At 63.7% G+C, this 17341-nt stretch carries 20 protein-coding genes; 16 read left to right on the forward strand and 4 right to left on the reverse strand.

What is annotated here, in order from left to right; translation table 11 throughout:
• The first annotated feature begins 565 nt into the window (after positions 1-565).
• From NKG60_RS07525 to NKG60_RS07585, 13 genes are all read left to right on the forward strand, one after another.
• Entirely contained in the window at positions 566-1702 is a 1137-nt protein-coding gene (locus NKG60_RS07525; protein WP_352974703.1) for an extracellular solute-binding protein, read from the forward strand.
• Positions 1702-2553, forward strand: a complete 852-nt coding sequence (locus NKG60_RS07530) for an IclR family transcriptional regulator (RefSeq protein ID WP_352862927.1) — start codon at positions 1702-1704, stop codon at positions 2551-2553. Before NKG60_RS07525 ends, NKG60_RS07530 begins: the two co-directional genes overlap by 1 nt.
• A gap of 23 nt (positions 2554-2576) precedes the next feature.
• Entirely contained in the window at positions 2577-3608 is a 1032-nt protein-coding gene (locus NKG60_RS07535) for a sugar ABC transporter substrate-binding protein (RefSeq protein WP_352862928.1), read from the forward strand.
• Positions 3609-3748: 140 nt separating this feature from the next.
• A complete protein-coding gene (locus NKG60_RS07540; RefSeq protein WP_352862929.1) occupies positions 3749-4732 on the forward strand; it encodes an ABC transporter permease in 984 nt (327 codons plus the stop codon).
• Positions 4722-6254, forward strand: a complete 1533-nt coding sequence (locus NKG60_RS07545) for a sugar ABC transporter ATP-binding protein (RefSeq protein ID WP_352974707.1) — start codon at positions 4722-4724, stop codon at positions 6252-6254. Before NKG60_RS07540 ends, NKG60_RS07545 begins: the two co-directional genes overlap by 11 nt.
• A 30-nt stretch (positions 6255-6284) precedes the next feature.
• The gene (locus NKG60_RS07550) at positions 6285-7280 is read left to right on the forward strand and encodes an ABC transporter permease (RefSeq protein ID WP_352663759.1); all 996 of its coding nucleotides are present in this window, start codon (positions 6285-6287) and stop codon (positions 7278-7280) included.
• 1 nt (position 7281) lies between these two features.
• Positions 7282-8067, forward strand: coding sequence for an SDR family NAD(P)-dependent oxidoreductase (locus tag NKG60_RS07555; RefSeq protein ID WP_352663757.1), 786 nt, complete (start codon positions 7282-7284; stop codon positions 8065-8067).
• 17 nt (positions 8068-8084) lie between these two features.
• Positions 8085-9290, forward strand: coding sequence for a CaiB/BaiF CoA transferase family protein (locus tag NKG60_RS07560; RefSeq protein ID WP_352974710.1), 1206 nt, complete (start codon positions 8085-8087; stop codon positions 9288-9290).
• A gap of 2 nt (positions 9291-9292) precedes the next feature.
• Entirely contained in the window at positions 9293-10078 is a 786-nt protein-coding gene (locus tag NKG60_RS07565; protein ID WP_352974712.1) for an enoyl-CoA hydratase/isomerase family protein, read from the forward strand.
• On the forward strand, positions 10075-11850 hold the full coding sequence (locus tag NKG60_RS07570) for a CoA-transferase (protein WP_352974714.1): 1776 nt from the start codon (positions 10075-10077) through the stop codon (positions 11848-11850). Before NKG60_RS07565 ends, NKG60_RS07570 begins: the two co-directional genes overlap by 4 nt.
• A gap of 14 nt (positions 11851-11864) precedes the next feature.
• Positions 11865-12695 carry an SMP-30/gluconolactonase/LRE family protein gene (locus tag NKG60_RS07575; RefSeq protein ID WP_352974716.1) on the forward strand — a complete coding sequence of 277 codons (831 nt, stop codon included), beginning with the start codon at positions 11865-11867 and terminating at the stop codon, positions 12693-12695.
• Positions 12696-12850: 155 nt separating this feature from the next.
• The gene (locus tag NKG60_RS07580) at positions 12851-13594 is read left to right on the forward strand and encodes a DUF899 family protein (protein ID WP_352974718.1); all 744 of its coding nucleotides are present in this window, start codon (positions 12851-12853) and stop codon (positions 13592-13594) included.
• Positions 13595-13622: 28 nt separating this feature from the next.
• The gene (locus NKG60_RS07585) at positions 13623-13790 is read left to right on the forward strand and encodes a hypothetical protein (protein WP_352663747.1); all 168 of its coding nucleotides are present in this window, start codon (positions 13623-13625) and stop codon (positions 13788-13790) included.
• On the opposite strand, the gene NKG60_RS07590 is transcribed toward NKG60_RS07585, so the two are convergent.
• Both NKG60_RS07590 and NKG60_RS07595 read right to left on the reverse strand, forming a co-directional pair.
• Positions 13772-14113 (reverse strand): hypothetical protein, encoded by a 342-nt coding sequence (locus NKG60_RS07590; RefSeq protein WP_352974721.1) that lies wholly within the window; start codon positions 14111-14113, stop codon positions 13772-13774. The genes NKG60_RS07585 and NKG60_RS07590 overlap by 19 nt on opposite strands.
• 149 nt (positions 14114-14262) lie before the next feature.
• Positions 14263-14739 carry an EF-hand domain-containing protein gene (locus NKG60_RS07595; RefSeq protein ID WP_352663743.1) on the reverse strand — a complete coding sequence of 159 codons (477 nt, stop codon included), beginning with the start codon at positions 14737-14739 and terminating at the stop codon, positions 14263-14265.
• An 85-nt stretch (positions 14740-14824) separates the two neighbouring features.
• On the opposite strand from NKG60_RS07595, the gene NKG60_RS07600 reads away from it, so the two are divergent.
• Positions 14825-15175, forward strand: coding sequence for a DUF3606 domain-containing protein (locus NKG60_RS07600; RefSeq protein WP_352862933.1), 351 nt, complete (start codon positions 14825-14827; stop codon positions 15173-15175).
• A 32-nt stretch (positions 15176-15207) separates the two neighbouring features.
• Here NKG60_RS07600 and NKG60_RS07605 read toward each other — a convergent pair whose 3' ends face one another.
• Both NKG60_RS07605 and NKG60_RS07610 read right to left on the reverse strand, forming a co-directional pair.
• On the reverse strand, positions 15208-15756 hold the full coding sequence (locus NKG60_RS07605; protein WP_352663739.1) for a DNA-3-methyladenine glycosylase: 549 nt from the start codon (positions 15754-15756) through the stop codon (positions 15208-15210).
• Between the two features lie 94 nt (positions 15757-15850).
• Positions 15851-16180, reverse strand: coding sequence for a hypothetical protein (locus NKG60_RS07610; RefSeq protein WP_352663737.1), 330 nt, complete (start codon positions 16178-16180; stop codon positions 15851-15853).
• Positions 16181-16374: 194 nt separating this feature from the next.
• On the opposite strand from NKG60_RS07610, the gene NKG60_RS07615 reads away from it, so the two are divergent.
• Together NKG60_RS07615 and NKG60_RS07620 are read left to right on the forward strand one after the other, a co-directional pair.
• Positions 16375-16893, forward strand: a complete 519-nt coding sequence (locus tag NKG60_RS07615; protein WP_352663735.1) for a metallophosphoesterase — start codon at positions 16375-16377, stop codon at positions 16891-16893.
• Positions 16894-16967: 74 nt separating this feature from the next.
• Positions 16968-17282: a hypothetical protein gene (locus tag NKG60_RS07620; protein ID WP_352663959.1), complete on the forward strand. Its 315-nt coding sequence runs from the start codon at positions 16968-16970 to the stop codon at positions 17280-17282.
• Positions 17283-17341 lie beyond the last annotated feature (59 nt).

Genomic DNA, 17341 nt, shown 5'->3' on the forward strand with positions numbered 1-17341 from the left:
GGCTGCCAACCCCGAATGTGCGCGTCGGTGTGCTCCTGGCGACAGTTTCTTCACGCACGGGGTTCCGGCTGGCAGAACCGCATGCGGCGGATGTCATCGTTAAGCGGTCGACCTGTCGAGAACCCCTCCAAATCCTAAAAACCAGCGGCAAATCCCGAGCAACCAGAGCCAAATCCTAAGAAACCAGAAACAGTACCCAGATCGAAGTTATCGCCAGAAACGTGGCGAATGCCAAGGCGGTAAACCGGTTCATGGCCGCGCCCATAGTTGGTCCATTTGGCCTGCTCCCTGCGACGTGGCTGCTGATTTCAGTGATGCTGCTCCAGATGACCGGCGCCAACCGAACGAATGTTCCTCGCGAAAGTTCCCAAAAAACCGGATCCATCGCAGCCTTTGGTTGTAGGGCCGGGCGGCAACGCGATGCGCACCAGGGACGGTTGGGCGGCTTCCTGCCAAACGGAAGTGGGGTCGGGCTTTGCGTATGTAAAAACTACTTGTCTAGGTGAAAATAGTTGCTACTAATCGGCTGGGCCGGCGCATGGCCGGCTCTGGGAGGAATTTCGGCATGACAAGGCTGCGCGGCCTCGCGTGGGATCACCGACGCTGCTGGGGTCCGCTCGACGCCAGCATCGGGCCGTATTGTGCCGCAAATCCCGGTCTTGAGATCGAATGGGACCGCCGCAGCCTCTACGAGTTCGGCGAGGGCGCGCTTGGTCCGGTGCTCGACGCCTATGATCTCGTCGTGTTCGACCATCCGTTCATCGGCGATATTGCCGAAGGCGGGCTGATGGTGCCGTTTGATTTGTCGGCTGAGCAGCGCCGCGGTTTCGAACAGGATTCAGTTGGCGCATCCTGGCAATCCTACGCAAGGGACGGGCGCCAATGGGCGTTGCCGATCGATGCTGCCTGCCAGGTTGCCTCGTATCGCCCCGATCTCCTGGAGCGCTACGGACCGCTGCCGCGCAGCCATGACGAGGTGCTGGATCTCGGCCGGCGCGCCTTGAAGGACGGCAAATGGCTTGGGCTGCCGTTGGTGCCGACTGACGCCATGTGCCTGCTTTTGACGCTGGGTGAGCCCAGCGAAGACGGCGACGAGTTCATCGTCAGGGAAAAAATCGAACGGGCCGTTGGGCAATTGCGCCAGCTTGCCGCGCTGTCGCACCCGAACTCGCCGAAATGGAACCCGATCCGCTGCTACGATCATATGATCGCGCATGACGACGTGGTCTACGTGCCGTTCGCCTTCGGCTATGTGAACTATGCCTCCAAGGCAGACAGGCCGTTTCTGCGCTTCGCCGACGTGCCGACGTCGCGATCCGCCGGCGCCTTGCTCGGCGGCGCCGGCATCGGCATCAGCGCCCAATCGAAACACAAGCAGGCAGCCATCGATTACGCGCTGTTTCTGTGCTCGCCCGGCTATCAGCGCGGCGACTATGTGAAATCCGGCGGACAGCCGGGATCGCTGGCGGCCTGGCAGGATGCCGAGGTCAACGCTCTCTCAGGCGGCTTCTTCGCCTCGACGCTGGCGACGATCGAAGCCTCCTATCTGCGCCCGACCCATCCGGGCTTCATCAGCTTCTTCCGCCAATGCGCCCCTCATGCCGCGGCGGCCATCGCCGGCGAATTGCCGGCGGCGGAGCTCGCGGACCGGCTGAACCGGCTCTATCGCGAAACCAGGCAGCCGCAACGGAGCGTCGCGTAATGGCCACCGATATTGCCCAGACCATCGACGAAGGCGAAAGCGGCCGCAACGGCTACCGCGTGCCGGCGGTGGAGAAGGCGCTCGACATCCTGGAATTCATGGCTGCCAGCGGCGAGCCGCTGACCCAGACCGAGATCGCCACCGGAATGGGGCGCTCCATTCACGAGATCTACCGCATCCTGCTGCTGCTGGAGAAGCGCGGCTACATTTTCCGGACCCAATCGGACCGCTTCCGCCTGTCGTTGAAGCTGTTCGAACTGGCGCATATGCATCCCCCGGTGAACCGCCTGGTCGAATGTGCGCTGCCGGTGATGCGCGGCCTCGCCGCCAACGCCGACCAGAGCTGCCATCTGGTCGTGCGCGAAGGCGAGAGCGCACTGGTCGTGCTGCAGATCGATTCGCCTTTGCCGATGCGGTATTCGGTTGCCCTTGGCTCGCATTTCCCGATCCTCGAGACGAGCTCCGGCGCGGTGCTGCTGGCGCATTCGAGCCGCGCCGAGCGCGACCGTATCGTCGAGCGGATCGTCGCTGCAGGCGAAGGCCAAGGCAGCCGGGCGGAAATCGAAGCGCGGCTGAACGAAGTCGCAAGGCTCGGCTATGAAATGCGCGCCTCGCTGGCTGTCGAGGGCTGCACCAACATCTCGATGCCGGTGCGCGACCATACCGGTGCGGTCATTGCCGCGCTCACCGTCCCGTTCCTGCCGCAAAAGGCCGCGCGCTTCGATCGCAAGACCGTCTTCGAGCGGACGAAGGCGGCTGCCGAGACAATATCGGCGGCGCTGGGCGCGGGCGAAGCTGCCGCCTCTTCACGTGCCGACCCGGAACGGCGGGACTATCCGTTCAGCAACTGACAAGAAATACAGGGAGAAGAAACATGAACTGGTCCAAATCGATGCTGTTTGCCTCGGCGGCGGTGCTTGCTCTGAGCGCCGCCGCGGCACACGCCGAAAACATGCCGAAGCGCATCGGCTACGTCACCAACTACGCTACGCATGAGTGGTATCAGAACGTCATCAAGGGCATGCAGTCCCGCGCCAAGGAACTCGGCATCGAGCTCGAGGTGCAGGACGCCAATCTGGACGTTGCCAAGGAGGTCTCCGCCGCCGAAGATTTCATGGCCAAGGGCGTCGACGTCCTGATCATCACGCCCGTCAACGAGGAAGGCGTCGTGCCGCTGCTGCGCCAGGCGAAATCCAACAATGTTCCAGTCGTGCTCGAAGGCAATCCGGTCAAGGGCATGACCACCATGGTCGCGATCTGCGACTACGACACCGGCTACACCGCCGGCGTCGAAGCCGGCAAATACGCCAAGGAAAAGCTCGAAGGCAAAGCCAAGGTGATGAATGTCGGCCTGCCGCTGCTCTCCGCCACCGTCCTGCGGTCGCAGGGTTTTATGGACGGCCTGAAGACCATCATCCCCGACGCGGTCATGGTCCACGACCTCGACGGCGGCGGCAATCCGGATCGCGCGCTCGAAGTCTCTTCGGCGGCCCTTGCCAAGAACGCCGACATCAACATCATCTACGGCATCAACGATTCCTCGTCGCTCGGCGGCCTTCAGGCCTGGAAAGCGGCCGGCAAGTCGCAGGACAGCCTGTTGACGGTCGGCACCGGCGGCGAAGGCCTCGCCTTCATCAATGCCATGCAGAACGAGCCGTCCTACCGCATCGAAGCCGCGATGTTCCCGGAAAAGGAAGGCTACACCGCCATCGATGCAGCGGTTAAGCTCTTCAACGGCGAAGAGGTGCCGGAACACATCGTCAGCCCGACCGCGCCGATGAACGGCGACGACTGGAAGAAGTTCTACGACTACGATGGCACCACACGAACGATCAAATGGGATGCCGTCAATGCGCTCCAGCCGCCGGAAAAGTGCATGAAAACGTCGGCTGACCTGAAGAAGTAAGGATTCCGGCTAGCCCTTCCCGCACGGCGGGAAGGGCATCGGATCGGATGCCGACGGCAAAACAGGTCAACCGTCCTGTTTTGACCCGGCAGGTTTCCGAACGGCGACGGCACCGATACGGGCCCGGAAATGAAATGGACATGAGCGAGCTTACGCAATCCTCCGCGCCAAGGCGTTTCATCGGCGGCCAGCTGCTGGGCAGCAGCCAGCTGGTGCTCGGCGTGATCCTGGCCGTGCTCTGCATCGCCATTTCGATTGCGGCGCCGCAATTCTATTCCGAGGCCAACATCATCGCCATCCTGCGCCAATGCGCGCTGGTGCTGATCGTTGCCTCCGGCATGACGATGCTGATCATCACCGCCGAAGTCGACCTGTCGGTCGGTGCATCGCTCGCCTTTGTCGGCTGCATCGGCATGGCCGTGCTCAATTCGACGCACAGCCTGACGCTCGGCCTGCTGGCGGCGCTCGCCTTTTCCGGTGCCGTCGGCCTTTTCAACGGCCTCGTCGTCACCAGGCTCAAGGTGAACTCGCTGATCGCCACCATCGGCACGATGATGATGCTGCAGGGCGGCGTCTATCTGTTCACGCGTGAAGCGGTGCAGAACCATCACCGGCTTGCAAGCTTCACCGATCTCGGCGCCGGCTATATCGGCGCGATCCCGCTGCCCGTGGTCCTTGCAGCGGTGATTTTCGCGCTGGCCGCGGCGACGCTGCGCTTCACCACGCTCGGCCGCTATCTCTATGCTGTCGGCGCCAACGAGCGCGCCGTTCGTCTCTCCGGCGTGCGCTCGCAACGCATGAAACTCTTCGCCTTCGTCGTCACCGGCCTGTGCGTCGGCATTGCCGGCATGATCCTGTCGTCGCTGATGAATGCCGGCCAGCCGACCGCCGGTCGCGGCTTCGAGCTGACGGTGATTGCCGCCGTCATCCTCGGCGGCACCAGCCTGCTTGGCGGCCGCGGCTCGCTGCTCGGCACATTGCTGGGCGTGCTGGTGCTGAAGGTCATCGACAACGGCATCATCATCCTCGGCTGGAACCAGGATCTGCAGATGGTGGTGCCGGGCATCGTCATCATCCTGGCGACCTATCTCGACATCGTGCGGAACAGAGCCAATGTCGGTTGATTTCCTCCACCCCGGCGAAACCGTGGCTGTCGACAAAAGCGTGCCGGCACTGGAGATGCGCGGCATCGGCAAGCGCTTTCCCGGCGTGGTGGCGCTGGACAATGTCGACCTCACCCTGGAACCCGGCAAAATCCACGCCCTGATGGGCGAGAACGGCGCCGGCAAGTCGACGCTGATCAAGATCATGGCCGGGGTCTACGGCAAGGATGCCGGCACCATCCGCCTGCGCGGCCGCGAGGCCGACATCAAGTCGCCGCGCGACAGCCTGAAAGAGGGCATCAAGGTGGTGTTCCAGGAGATCGCGCTGATCGCCGAATTCAGCGTCGCCGAAAACATCTTCCTCGAAGGCTATCCGACCGGCAAGGGCGGCTCGATCGACTGGAAGAAGATCCGTGCCGATGCGGCCGCTCTGTTCAAGCGCATCGGCTTCAATGTCGACCCGGCGGCACGCACGGGATCGCTGCCGGTCAGCCAGCAGCAGATGGTCGAGATCGCCCGCGCGCTCGCCCACGAGGCCCGCGTCGTGGTGATGGACGAGCCGACATCCTCGCTGACGCCGAACGAGGTCTCGCTGCTGTTCACCGTCATTCGCCGGCTGGCCTCGCTCGGCATCGCCGTGCTCTATGTCAGCCACAAGCTCGACGAGGTCTTCGAGATCGCCGACACCGTGACCGTCCTGCGCGACGGCCGCCACGTCTCGACCAGGCCGATCGGCGAACACACAAACGACACGCTGATCCACGACATGATCGGCCGGCGGATCGAAAACCTGTTCCCGCGCAAGCGCGGTGCGCCGGGCAGCAAGGTCGCGCTTTCCGTTGAAGGGCTCAGCACCGCCAAGAAGCTGAAGGATGTGTCGTTCGAGGCGCATGCCGGCGAGGTCCTCGGCTTTTTCGGCCTGATGGGGGCCGGCCGGACCGAACTCGCCAAGGCTATCGTCGGCTACGACCCGATCACTTCCGGCGCCATTTCGGTCGATGGCAGCCGATTGCTGCCGCACGACACGCACACCGGCGTCCGGCTCGGAATCGGCCTGCTCACCGAGGACCGCAAGAGCGAAGGGCTGATGGGCGAGCTGCCGGTCGACCAGAACGCCAGCCTCGCCTCGCTCGGCGCCTTCGCCAGAATGGGCTTCGTCGACAAGGCCAGGGAACGCAAGGCGGTGCAGGACTATGTCGACCGTTTCCGCATCCGGACGCCCAGCCTGTTCCAGCAGGTCAAGAACCTGTCCGGCGGCAACCAGCAGAAGGTGCTGATCTCGCGCTGGCTGATGCGAGGTCTCAAGGTGATCGTCGTCGACGAGCCCACCCGCGGCATCGACGTCGGCGCCAAATCGGAGATTTTCGCGCTCATCGACAGGCTCGCCGGCGAAGGCCTGGCGGTCGTCATGATGACGTCCGAAATGCCTGAGCTGCTGGGCCTTGCCGACCGTATCGCGGTGATGTGCGAAGGCCGCCTCACCGCGATCATGCCTCGCGACGAGGCCACGCAGGAGAACATCCTCAATGCGGCGATCGGCTAAGACGATGACGCTTCGCAAAGGGAGCAAGCGATGAGCCTGGCAAGCACCGACACCATGAAAGCTGGGCCGTCCATGCTGGCGCGGCTCGTCGCGCGGCAGGAATTGGCATTGCTCCTCTGCCTCATCCTGGTGATCGCGTTCTTTTCCTTCACTGCGGAGAACTTCTTCTCGGTGCGCAACATCACCAATGTGCTCGGTCAGGCTTCGCTGGCGCTGACCGCCGGTATCGGCTGCGCCATCGTTTTCATCTCCGGCGAGGTCGACATCTCGATCGGCTCACTGCTGGCGACGATCGCGCTGCCGCTTATCATCATCATGAACGACACCAACTCGCTTGTGCTCGGCATCAGTGGCGCGCTGCTGTTCGGACTGATCATCGGCGTCGTGAATGGCTATCTAACGGCCTATGCCGGCATCAACTCGCTGATCGTGACCCTGGGCACGATGTTCATCATGCGCGGCGGTGTCTACCTCTACACCGGCCAGCGCGCCATCCCCGACGATGCAGCGCTCGACAGCTTCATCGCGCTGTCGGACGGCCGCCTGTTCAATGTCGTTCCCTATTCGGCGGTCATCGCCATCGTCCTGCTCGCCGTCTTCGCCTACATGATGCAGCACCGGCCGTTCGGACGGCAGATCTATGCCGTCGGCGGCAATCCGGAAGTGGCACGGCTGGCGGGTTACGACGTGCGCCGCGTCAAGTTCATCTGTTTCATCATCAGCGCGCTGCTGGCAACGGTAGCCGGAATCATCCTGGCCGCCCGCGTCGGCTCGGCGCAGCATACGGCCGGGCTGAATTTCGAGTTCCAGGTCGTCGCCGCCACCGTGCTCGGCGGCGTGAGCCTTGCCGGCGGCATCGGCAGCCTGACCGGCATGGCGCTCGGCGTGCTGATCCTGCAGTTCCTGTCCAACGGGCTGCGCGGTCTCGGCCTGCCGACCGAGTGGCAACTGGTCATCACCGGCATGATCATCATTGCCGCCGTCGCCTTCGACGAAGCAAAGCGCCGGCGCGCCATTGGAGGCTGACATGGATCGTCTCAAAGGGAAAACCGCAATCGTCACCGGCGCCGCCGACGGTATCGGCCATGCGATCAGCGAGGCGATGGCAAGGGAAGGCGCGCACGTCTTCCTCGGCGACATCGCCGACGAGAAGGGTGAAAACTTCGCAGCCGAGCTGCGCGCCGCCGGCCACCGCGCCGACTACATCCATTGCGACGTGGCGGAGGAGGCCGACATCGCCGCCCTGATAGACGGCGCGGTCGCCAAGACCGGCCATCTCGACATTCTCGTCAACAATGCCGCCATCGCCATCGGCGGCATGCCGGTTCACGAAATGACCGACGAGCAGTGGCACCGGCTGATCGCGGTCAACCTCACCAGCGTCTTCCGCGGCTGCAAATATGCGCTGCCGCATATGATCGCGCAGAAATCGGGCTCGATCATCAACATGGCCTCGGCACAAGGGCATATCGGGCTCGACGGCTGGACCGCCTATGCCGGCGCCAAGGGTGCGGTGATGGCGATGACGCGCCAGATGGCGGTCGAGTTCGGCCCGCTCAACATCCGCGTCAACTCGATCTCGCCCGGCACCATCAACACGCCGATGAACGACAAATTGGTCAAGCAGATCGGCGGCAATCTCGCCAAGGCCTGGGTGAAGATGCATCCGCTCGGCCGCATCGGCAAACCGTCCGAAGTGGCCGAAGCCGCCGTCTATCTCGCCTCCGACGCCGCCGGTTTCACCACCGGCACCGACCTGCGCGTCGACGGCGGCCTCACCGCAGCACCCCGCTACGTACCCGACCTGCTTTGACAACCAACGAGACAAAAATGAACAAGGCCCTCGAAGGCGTCCGCATTCTCGATTTCAGCCATCTGCTGCAAGGGCCGTTCGCCACACAGCTGCTCGGCGACATGGGTGCCGACATCATCAAGATCGAGCGTGCCGGCGCCGGCGACATGTTCCGCGGCATGACCTTCTTCGCCAAATGGGTCGGCGGCTCCGAGAGCCCGAATTTCCTCGCATGGAACCGCAACAAGCGCTCCATCGCGCTCAATCTGAAAAGCCGCAAGGTGCATGCCATCATCATGGATATGGCCAAGAAGGCGGATGTGGTGGTGCAGAATTTCCGCCCTGGCGTGCTCGCCAGGCTCGGCTATGGCTACGAGGATTTCAGGGCGGTCAATCCCGCCATTATCTATTGCTCGGGCTCTGGCTATGGCGAGGAAGGCCCCTATGTCGAGCGCCCCGGCCAGGACATGCTGATCCAGGGACTGTCCGGGCTGATTTCCAACACCGGCCGCGGCGACCAGGCGCCTGTTCCGGCCGGCGCCGGCCTGGCCGACCAGATCGGCGCCATGAACATGGTCTATGGCATCCTGTCGGCGCTCTACTATCGCGAGAAGACCGGCAAGGGCCAGAAGATCGAGGTCAATCTGCTGGCCGGCATGCTGGCGCATCTCAATCAGGAATATGTCGCCGTGCTCAATCTCGGCGAGGATTTCGTGCGCCCGAATTCCGGCATCGGCCACCCCGGCATGCAGGCGCCGTTCGGCATCTACGAAGCGAAGGACGGCGGCTATGTGTCGATCGCCATGAGCCCGTTCAAGACGCTGTATGAAGTGCTGGAGGCGCCGCAGCTCTCTGTCTACGACGATCTGAAGACGCTGTTCGACAAGCGCGACGAGGTGTTCGACAAGGTCAACGCCGAAACCAGGAAGTTTGCCACGCAGGAGCTGCTGGCGCGGCTGCTGGCAGCCGACATCTGGTGTGCCGAGGTAAAGGACATAAGGCGCGCAGCCGAGGACCCGCAGGTCGAGCACCTGGGCATGATCACCAGCTACGATCATCCGCGCGGCGGCAAGGTCAGGGTGGTCGCACCGGCGGTCAAGATGAGCGAGACGCCGGCTACCATAGAGCGGCCGGCGCCGCTGGTCGGCCAGCATGGCCGCGAGATACTCGCCGAGTTCGGCCTCTCCAGCGGCGAGATTGCAGCACTTGAGGCATCCGGCGACATGACCGTGGATGCTGCCTGACGATGAGCATTTACCAGACACTCACCTTGGAAATATCCCGGCGCGTCGCAGTCGTCACCTTCCGGCGCGCCGATCAGCTCAACGCCATGAACCGGCTGATGCAAAGCGAGATCACCGAGGTTTTCGAGGCGCTGTCGCAGAATGACAGTATCGGCGCGATCGTGGTGACCGGCGAGGGGCGCGGCTTCATGGCCGGCGCCGACATCAAGGAATACGCCGCCCAGACAGCTGCCGAGTTCGACGCCTTCCAGATGGCGGGCACGCGCATGTATGCGGCTATCGAGCAGAACCGTAATCCGGTCATCGCCGCGGTCAACGGCTTTGCGCTCGGCGGCGGCATGGAGCTGGTGCTGTGCTGCGACATCGTCATCGCCAACCAGTTCGCGAAGCTCGGCCTGCCCGAAATCAAGCTCGGGCTGGTCCCCGGCGGCGGCGGCACGCAGCGCAGCGTCCAGAAGCTCGGCCGCAACCGCGCCAATTTTTTGCTGATGACCGGCGCCATCGTGCCGGCTTCCGAGTTCGTCGGCGCCGGTCTGGTCAACGAGATCGTCGATGCCGAAAGGCTGATGCCGCGGGCGCTGGAACTCGCCGAGATGATTGCCGCCGAACCGGCCGCAGCGATCGAGGGGCTGAAAGCGCTGACCGCGCATGCCGTGTCGGGCGATCTGGTCGGCGGCCTTGCCATGGAGCGCAATGTCCTGGGTGGCCTCTACCGCAGCGAGATCGGCCAGCGCCGGGTCAGGGAATTTGCTGAAAAGAGCGCGGCGCGGGGAAAGGCTGCAAAATGACGTCCCTGGTCAAGCAAAACCGGCCGCGCTTCACCGATGTTGAGAGCCTGGCGGCGATGGTCGGCGGCGGCGACGTCTTCGGTGTCGGTGGCCATCATTTTGCCCGGCTGCCGATCGCCTTGTTGCGGGCCATCGCCCGCTTGGGCGTCAAGGACCTTCGCTATGTCTGCTGGGCCGGCGGCCTGCCACTCGAACTGCTTCTTGAAGCGAATGCCGTGGCGGAGGTCGATATCTGCTTTTCCAGCCTCGATATTTTTGGCTTGCCGCCGCGCTTCCGCGCGGCTGCCGAGACCAATGCCGTGCCGGTCCGCGATTGGACGGCGCTGGCCATGATCCAGGCGTTGCGGGCGGCGCAGCAGAACCTGCTGTCGATGCCGTTTCAGCTTCCGGAGGGTTCGGACATGCTGGCGCGCGTGCCGGGCGCGATCGCCGTGCCCGATCCGATCGCGGGAATCACGACCGGGATCATCCCGGCCTTGCGGCTCGATACGTTCGTCGTCCATGCCCAGCGAGCCGATGAGAGCGGCAATGTCCAGATCATCGGACCACGAGCGCTGGATTTCGCCATGGCCGGCGCGGCGCGCCAGGTGCTGGTCACGGTCGAGGAAATCGTCCCGTTCGGAGCGCTGCGGCATGATGGCCGGCAGAGCATTTTGACCCGCAACCAGGTGTCGGCGATCGCGCTGGCGCCAGGCGGCGCCTATCCCGCCTCTTGCCTGCCATTCTATGTGACGGATTATCAAGCGTTGGCGGGGGCGTTCGCGGCCAAGGAAATACCTTTGTCGGACAGCCTGAGCATGCCTGCGGAAGGCGTGCCGGAGCGGGTTCAAGACGCTGCGAAAGTCCGCGCTGAAACAGTCCTCGCAATGCCTGCGCTCGTGCACGGCAAAAAGGCGGCGTCCATCGACGAGATCATCGCCGCCCGTATCGCTGCTGAGCTCGACAATGAGAGCTTTGCCAGTGCCGGTGCAGTGTCGCCACTGGCCAATGTCGCCTACCGGCTGGCCAAGGCGACGCACGCGCCTGATATGATCATCGCCACCATGAGTTGCGGCCATCTCGACATAGCGCCGAGCCCGATGATCCTGTCGCTGATCGAAAGCCTCGATTGCGAGACAGCGATGGCCCATGCCGGCGGCGATGACACCTATTCGACCTACTACCAGGCCGGCGCGGTGACGCATGAGATTGTCGGTGCCGCGCAGGTCGACCGCCGTGGGCGCGTCAACACCATTGCGCTGCGCAAGCGTGACGGCAGCCTTATCCGGCTGCCCGGGCAAGGCGGCATGGCCGATGTCGCCAACATGCATCGCGATTATCTGCTCTACGTCCCCCGCCATTCCGTGCAGTCGCTGGTCGAGACGGTCGAGATCGCCAGCTCGGCGCGCGGGCTGTTGACTGAGGCCGAACGCGAGCCGATGGGCTATCGGACCGGCGCGGCTCTGGTGTTCACCGACCTTTGCGTGTTTCGGCTCGACCGGGAGAGCCGCCAATTGGCCGTCATCGAGACCATGCCGGGCGTGACCCGCCAGCAGGTCCAGGATGCCACCGGCTTTGCCCTGACATTCGATGCCGATTGCCGCGAGGTTGCGCTACCCTCGAACGAGACGCTCGACATCCTGCGAAACCGCATCGACCCGCTCGGCCTGCGGCGCCTCGAATTCGTCAGCGCCAAGGAGCGCCGCGCGCTGATCGCCGAGATCCTGGCGGCCGACCGGCTGATGGTCGAGCGCTGCATTGCCGCACAGCGGTCGCATACTGCACCGGATTGAAGAGGGGGCGGCGCATGACAAAGCCGTTGCTCGAAATGTCGGCCGCAAAGGTCTTCTTCGACGGCATCTTCACCACCCCGCGCGTCGCGCATCCTGAAGGCGTGGCCGTCCATCGCGACGGCTCGATCTGGTGCGGCACCGAAACCGGCGACCTGCTGCGCCTGGCCGCCGATGGCAGCTCGGTCGAACGCATGGGCGGCACGGAGGGCTTTCTGCTCGGGATCGCCTTCGATAGCGCGGGAAACTGTTTTGCCTGCGATCTGAGACATGCGGCGATCTTTCGCTGGGATGCCGCGACGGCCGACATGCAGCGCTTCGCGGCGTCCGGCATCCGCGTGCCGAACTATCCGATAGTCGACGAGGCACGAGGCTGGCTCTACGTGTCGGACAGCGTAGGCGAAGACAACCGCTCCGGCATTTTTCGCTTCGATTTGAAGACCGGCGAAGGCGGCCTGTGGTGTAGCGAGGCCATGGCCTTCGCCAACGGCATGGCGATGGCGCCGGATGGGAGCGGGCTTTATGTGGTGGAAAGCCATGCGGCCTGCGTCAGCTATGTGCCGATCCGTGCCGACGGCACGGCAGGACCTCGCCAGCTCGTCGTCGACGGCGTGAACAACGTTCCCGATGGCGTCGCCTTCGCGCCGGACGGTTCGCTGTTCATCTCGTGCTACGAGCCGAGCCGCATCTATCGTTGGCGACAGGATAGCGGGCTCGAAGTGCTGATCGAGGATCCGACGGCAACCACGCTCGCCCATCCCACCAACATCGCCTTCAAGGGCGACAGGCTCTACACCGCAAATCTCGGCCGCTGGCATATTACCGAGATCGACCTACTTCGACGATGAACACGCAAGCTCGAGCCACTCCAAGGCTCCTCGGGCCAAAAGTGTCACCCATGTCTCCGGTCTAAACGGTAACCCGTGTCTCCGGGCCGTGGTCATTCCAGGCGGAACCCCAAGGCGGCTGGCCAGTTTAAGAGGTTTGAACTGGGAGATAAGTCATGGACTACGGTTCCGCCCTGCAACCCGCCGAAGCACTGGTTCGGAAGGCCGAAGCACTGGTTCGGAAGAACGGCGCCCACCAACCGAACGAGACCGCCGAGTACCGCAAGGCCCGCGAGGCCCTGATGGTCGAGGAAATCGACCTTCGCCGGCATATCGCGCGCGTCGCCGCGCAGCGCCGCGCCCTGCCGCCCGGCGGCGAGGTGAAGGGCGACTATCAGTTCATGGGCGAAGCCAGCAGCGTGGCCGGCGCCAATCCCGTCGGCGTCGCTGAGCTGTTCGGCGACAAGGACACGCTGTTTGTCTACAACTGGATGTACGGCCCCAAACGCGCGCGACCCTGCCCCATGTGCACGGCGCTTCTGAGCTGCCTGGATGGCAACGCCGACCACATCCGTCAGCGTGTCGCCCTGGCCGTCGTCGGCCTTTCGCCCATCGAGCGACAGGTCGCCTTCAAAGTCGAGCGCGGCTGGAAGAACTTGCCGCTCTACGCCGACGTGAACGGGAAGTTCAGCCAGGACTACCACGCCATCATGGATGACGGGACCGATACCGCCGCTCAAAACGTCTTTACCCGCCGTGATGGAACCATCCGGCATTTCTGGGGCGCCGAACTGGGTTTCGAGACTGCCGATCCGGGCCAGGACCCGACCACGCCGCCGGACTTGATGGTCCTGTGGAACGTCCTGGACCTGACGCCGGACGGCCGCGGGACGGACTGGTACCCGAAGATCACCTACTAACTGATCCTGCCGCCGCACGATCTGCGGAATGTCGAGCGTCGCCTGCTCGACGCCGGTGTCGCCTGCCTGGCTTAACACGATGCTGTCCGGATCGACCGCAAATCTCGGCCGCCGGCATATTACCGAGATCGACTTGACGGCGATGCCACGGATCGAGCCCGATGCGGCGGCGCCGGCCTATCCCAGCCGGCCGTGATTGGAGCGGATGCGCAACACCTGCACCCTCGACGGCAGCTCGATCAGGAACTCTTCATCCCGCTCGAGATGGTGGATTTTCGTCGGATCGCCGCCGGTGAACGCTGCCATCGCCTCGACGTTTTCCCAATAGGAGATCGTCACGAATTCCGAATGGGTCGGCGTGTCCTCGCGAAAGGTCTGCACGCCCAGGGCCTTCTCGATCAGCGGCTTGATGCCGGCCTCGTAATTGTAACTCTCATAGGCATCCGCCTTTTTAGGCACGGTTCTGCCGCGCCAGATACGAGCGATGGTCGGGGTTTTCTCTGTGGCTTTCTCTGTCATGGCCAACGAATTCCTGCTGGTTTGATTGGTCCGCGGCGTTCGGGCAAGGCCAGCCAAGGAACGCATCTCCCCGGCTGGCAGCCTGGTATCCCGTTGCCAGCGCTTTCATCCTCCCCGGCCGACAGGCCTCCTGCCGACCCGTAGGGGACTCACTCCTGATCCTCGGCGTCTGCTCCGTGGAAGAAGGATCGGATTTCCTGCATGTCGACGCTGCCGTCACCGTCCTCGTCGACGGCGTTGAATATCCGCCCGACGAAATCCTGGACTTCGCTTTGAGAAAGCGCGCCATCGCCGTCCGCATCTACTATGGCGAACATCATTCGCATCCTCGCGCCATGCATCCCGCCGCCGCGCCCTCCCATCTCCCAATCTCTGTGAGGCGGGCCCATCCTGTAGTCGCGATGCCAGTGACCTCGCCGTTCTCCCCGGGGCGCGCGATCTTCCTGCATTCTCTCTTCCAGCATCTCGGTCATCATCTGGCGCATCATGTCGCGCATGGCGTCCTGCCCGTTCACATTCCCCGGTGCCGGTGCCGGCGCTGCGGGCGGGCTCGTCTGGCCGAATGCCGGCGCGGCCAACATGGCCAGCGCCGCTGCAATTACAGTGGTTTTGCTTGCGAGCGTCATCGTAATCTCCATCGGTATGAATTGGGGGCTGCTGCATCCAAGCCAAACCGGCTGCTCGCCTCATGGTTCCTGGTCAGTCGCCACGATGGCGCAAAAGTCCGCCTGGTCGCGGCAACGAAACCCGCTTGCCCACGTTGCCATTGATGCGAAGCTCCACCAGGAGGAAAAAATGGCTGACGATAAGAGCAAGCGAGATTTCCGCGACCGCGATCGCGTTGCTGCGGAAGACGACCGTGAGGTCGAGTATTTTGCCCAACTGAACGGCATCACCGCCGACCAGGTCCGCCAGCTGATCAAGAGCTTCGGCAATGATCGCGGGCGCCTGATCGAAGCCGCGAAGGCGTTGCGAGGGATTTCACCTGCCGGAGCCGACGAGGTGACCAGCGAAGCCCGCCAACAGAGAACGCCTATGCATCTCGGCAAACCCGACGAGTGATGCCAGGCAGCTGCTCTGCCGCTGCCGCAGCGTCAGAATTTGCGACTCAAATAATCCGAGCCGCGCAGGCCGAACCGCCACTCCGCATCGACAGCCTTGGAAATGCCGATCCGGCGGCCTGTAAGAACGACGCTGGCGTCGCCCGGCTGTCTGAAGTCGAATGGCGGCAAGTCCAGCGGCAGCCCGTCATGGGATTTGTCGATTGCCAGCGCCTGGCAAAGGCGACCCGGTCCCGAACAAAGCAGCCGGGGATCGTCAACGCGGCGATTGGCCCGCATCACATCCAGCCCGGATTGCGGTTCGATTGCGCGGATAAGCACGGCACTGCCGGGCAGGCACACGGCATTGAGGCACCAATGCAGGCCATAGGAGCGATAGACATAGGCGCTGCCCGGGGCGCCGAACATGGCGCCGTTGCGCACCGTCCTGCCACCGAAAGCATGCGAAGCCGGGTCATCCGGGCGATACGCCTCGGTCTCGACGATGATGCCGCCAACGCCGTGCAGAAGCAGCGAGGCGCCAATGATGTCGCGCGCCACGATGGTGGCGTCACGGGCAAAGAATTGATGGGTCGTGGTCACTGTGCAGCAGACTCGTTCACGCCTGAACCTGGCGCGTCGGCAAGTTCCCGGACCGGACACAAAATGTCCAGCCACAGCTCACGGATAAAGGTATTCAGCGCAGAATGGCTGCGCCGATGAAAACCGCCGCGGCCAGCACGACGATGGCGGCAATCACCAGGACCGGCCCGTATCTGCGCGGTTGGACGGCGGGCTCGTCCCTCAGCGGGCGCATCGCATTGGCATAGCTCGCCTGGTTGGTGAACTCCGGCGTTTCATGGCGTGGAGACGGATCATCTGCGGAAGCGGTACCGGCGGATTCCGCGTCCGTTTCCATGGGAGCCGCAGCCGGATCGATGCCCGGTGTCTTGTCCCCCGCGCGCCCGGCGTCGATATCGCCCCGCGCCTGAGCCGGGCTCCGCCCAAGAGGTGCTGCGTCGGTCATCGTCGAGGTCCTTTCAGAGCATCGGCTTCAAGCATCCTAACCTGCGTCTCATTTCAAAGTTCCGGCGAGCGGAAACCGCTTGCCTGCCTACAGGAACAACCGGCGATCGAGCGGGTTGAGCAAGCATCGGGGAGAGCGAGATGGACTTGGTGCGCCACGCGCCCAGATCGGCAGGTCGAAACAGGCTCCAGCGCATGATCTACTTCACCGCCGACACGCATTTCAGCGACCCGCGCATCCTGCGCATCGACCGCCGCCCGTTCGGCTCGCTGGCGGAACATGACCGGGCGCTCGTTGCGTTCTGGAACGAGACTGTCGGGCCGGACGACGAGGTCTGGCATCTCGGCGATTTTGCCAGGGGATCGGCCGCGTTCGTGTCGTCGCTGCTGTCGTCTCTTCATGGCAGCAAGCATCTGGTCATCGGCAACAACGATGCTGCGGCCACCATCGAGGCCACGGGTTGGGCGAGCACGCAGCACTACAAGGAGCTGACGCACCACGGCAGCCTGCTGATCCTTTGCCACTACCCTTTTCGCACCTGGAACCAGATCGGCCGGAAATCGATCGACCTGCATGGCCATTCGCACGGCAGGCTCATCCCGGTCACGCGTCAATATGACGTCGGCGTCGACAGCTGGGATTTTCGTCCGGTCACGCTGACCACCATCCTTGCCAGCCGAGGCCGAAGGACGGCTCGGACAAAACCCGGCTGAAAGGCTGCCGGCCGCAACCGGAACCTCTGCGCAGCTGAGGCGTTCGAAAATTGCAAGGCGTAAAGGCAACTGCAATGGCTCAGAAGATCACGACAGGCGCGAACGACCGGCCGCGCAATGAAACCATCGGCCAATCCGGCGAAGGCCTGCCGGACGACAGCAGCAGGCCGCTCGAGGTCGACGAAGGCTGGGTCGCCCGGCTGAGAAACAAGCTGCAGGGCAAGCCCCGGCAAGCCGGTCAGACCAACGCGGACGAAGTCCCCGCAGGCACTCCAGGCGCTGGCGAGAATATCTGCCGCCGCTGTGCGGGGTCAGGCATGATCGACGGCCGCACCTGCCCCGAATGCGGCGGAACCGGCAAGGTGACGACACCGATCGGCGGAGGCTGAGCAATTCCAGGAAAGTTTGAAACGGGTTTTCGTGCGGAATTGCGTCAAAACACAAAAAT

Origin of the sequence: Mesorhizobium sp. M1428 (assembly GCF_040317515.1) — a bacterium.
In the GTDB taxonomy this organism is placed as follows: domain Bacteria; phylum Pseudomonadota; class Alphaproteobacteria; order Rhizobiales; family Rhizobiaceae; genus Mesorhizobium.

Excerpts from the sequence above, each read along its gene's own strand:
- NKG60_RS07525 (WP_352974703.1), top strand. The coding sequence starts at position 566 with ATGACAAGGCTGCGCGGCCTCGCGTGGGATCACCGACGCTGCTGGGGT.
- NKG60_RS07530 (WP_352862927.1), top strand. The coding sequence starts at position 1,702 with ATGGCCACCGATATTGCCCAGACCATCGACGAAGGCGAAAGCGGCCGC.
- NKG60_RS07535 (WP_352862928.1), top strand. The coding sequence starts at position 2,577 with ATGAACTGGTCCAAATCGATGCTGTTTGCCTCGGCGGCGGTGCTTGCT.
- NKG60_RS07540 (WP_352862929.1), top strand. The coding sequence starts at position 3,749 with ATGAGCGAGCTTACGCAATCCTCCGCGCCAAGGCGTTTCATCGGCGGC.
- NKG60_RS07545 (WP_352974707.1), top strand. The coding sequence starts at position 4,722 with ATGTCGGTTGATTTCCTCCACCCCGGCGAAACCGTGGCTGTCGACAAA.
- NKG60_RS07550 (WP_352663759.1), top strand. The coding sequence starts at position 6,285 with ATGAGCCTGGCAAGCACCGACACCATGAAAGCTGGGCCGTCCATGCTG.
- NKG60_RS07555 (WP_352663757.1), top strand. The coding sequence starts at position 7,282 with ATGGATCGTCTCAAAGGGAAAACCGCAATCGTCACCGGCGCCGCCGAC.
- NKG60_RS07560 (WP_352974710.1), top strand. The coding sequence starts at position 8,085 with ATGAACAAGGCCCTCGAAGGCGTCCGCATTCTCGATTTCAGCCATCTG.
- NKG60_RS07565 (WP_352974712.1), top strand. The coding sequence starts at position 9,293 with ATGAGCATTTACCAGACACTCACCTTGGAAATATCCCGGCGCGTCGCA.
- NKG60_RS07570 (WP_352974714.1), top strand. The coding sequence starts at position 10,075 with ATGACGTCCCTGGTCAAGCAAAACCGGCCGCGCTTCACCGATGTTGAG.
- NKG60_RS07575 (WP_352974716.1), top strand. The coding sequence starts at position 11,865 with ATGACAAAGCCGTTGCTCGAAATGTCGGCCGCAAAGGTCTTCTTCGAC.
- NKG60_RS07580 (WP_352974718.1), top strand. The coding sequence starts at position 12,851 with ATGGACTACGGTTCCGCCCTGCAACCCGCCGAAGCACTGGTTCGGAAG.
- NKG60_RS07585 (WP_352663747.1), top strand. The coding sequence starts at position 13,623 with ATGTCGAGCGTCGCCTGCTCGACGCCGGTGTCGCCTGCCTGGCTTAAC.
- NKG60_RS07590 (WP_352974721.1), bottom strand. The coding sequence starts at position 14,113 with ATGACAGAGAAAGCCACAGAGAAAACCCCGACCATCGCTCGTATCTGG.
- NKG60_RS07595 (WP_352663743.1), bottom strand. The coding sequence starts at position 14,739 with ATGACGCTCGCAAGCAAAACCACTGTAATTGCAGCGGCGCTGGCCATG.
- NKG60_RS07600 (WP_352862933.1), top strand. The coding sequence starts at position 14,825 with ATGGCGCAAAAGTCCGCCTGGTCGCGGCAACGAAACCCGCTTGCCCAC.
- NKG60_RS07610 (WP_352663737.1), bottom strand. The coding sequence starts at position 16,180 with ATGACCGACGCAGCACCTCTTGGGCGGAGCCCGGCTCAGGCGCGGGGC.
- NKG60_RS07615 (WP_352663735.1), top strand. The coding sequence starts at position 16,375 with ATGATCTACTTCACCGCCGACACGCATTTCAGCGACCCGCGCATCCTG.
- NKG60_RS07620 (WP_352663959.1), top strand. The coding sequence starts at position 16,968 with ATGGCTCAGAAGATCACGACAGGCGCGAACGACCGGCCGCGCAATGAA.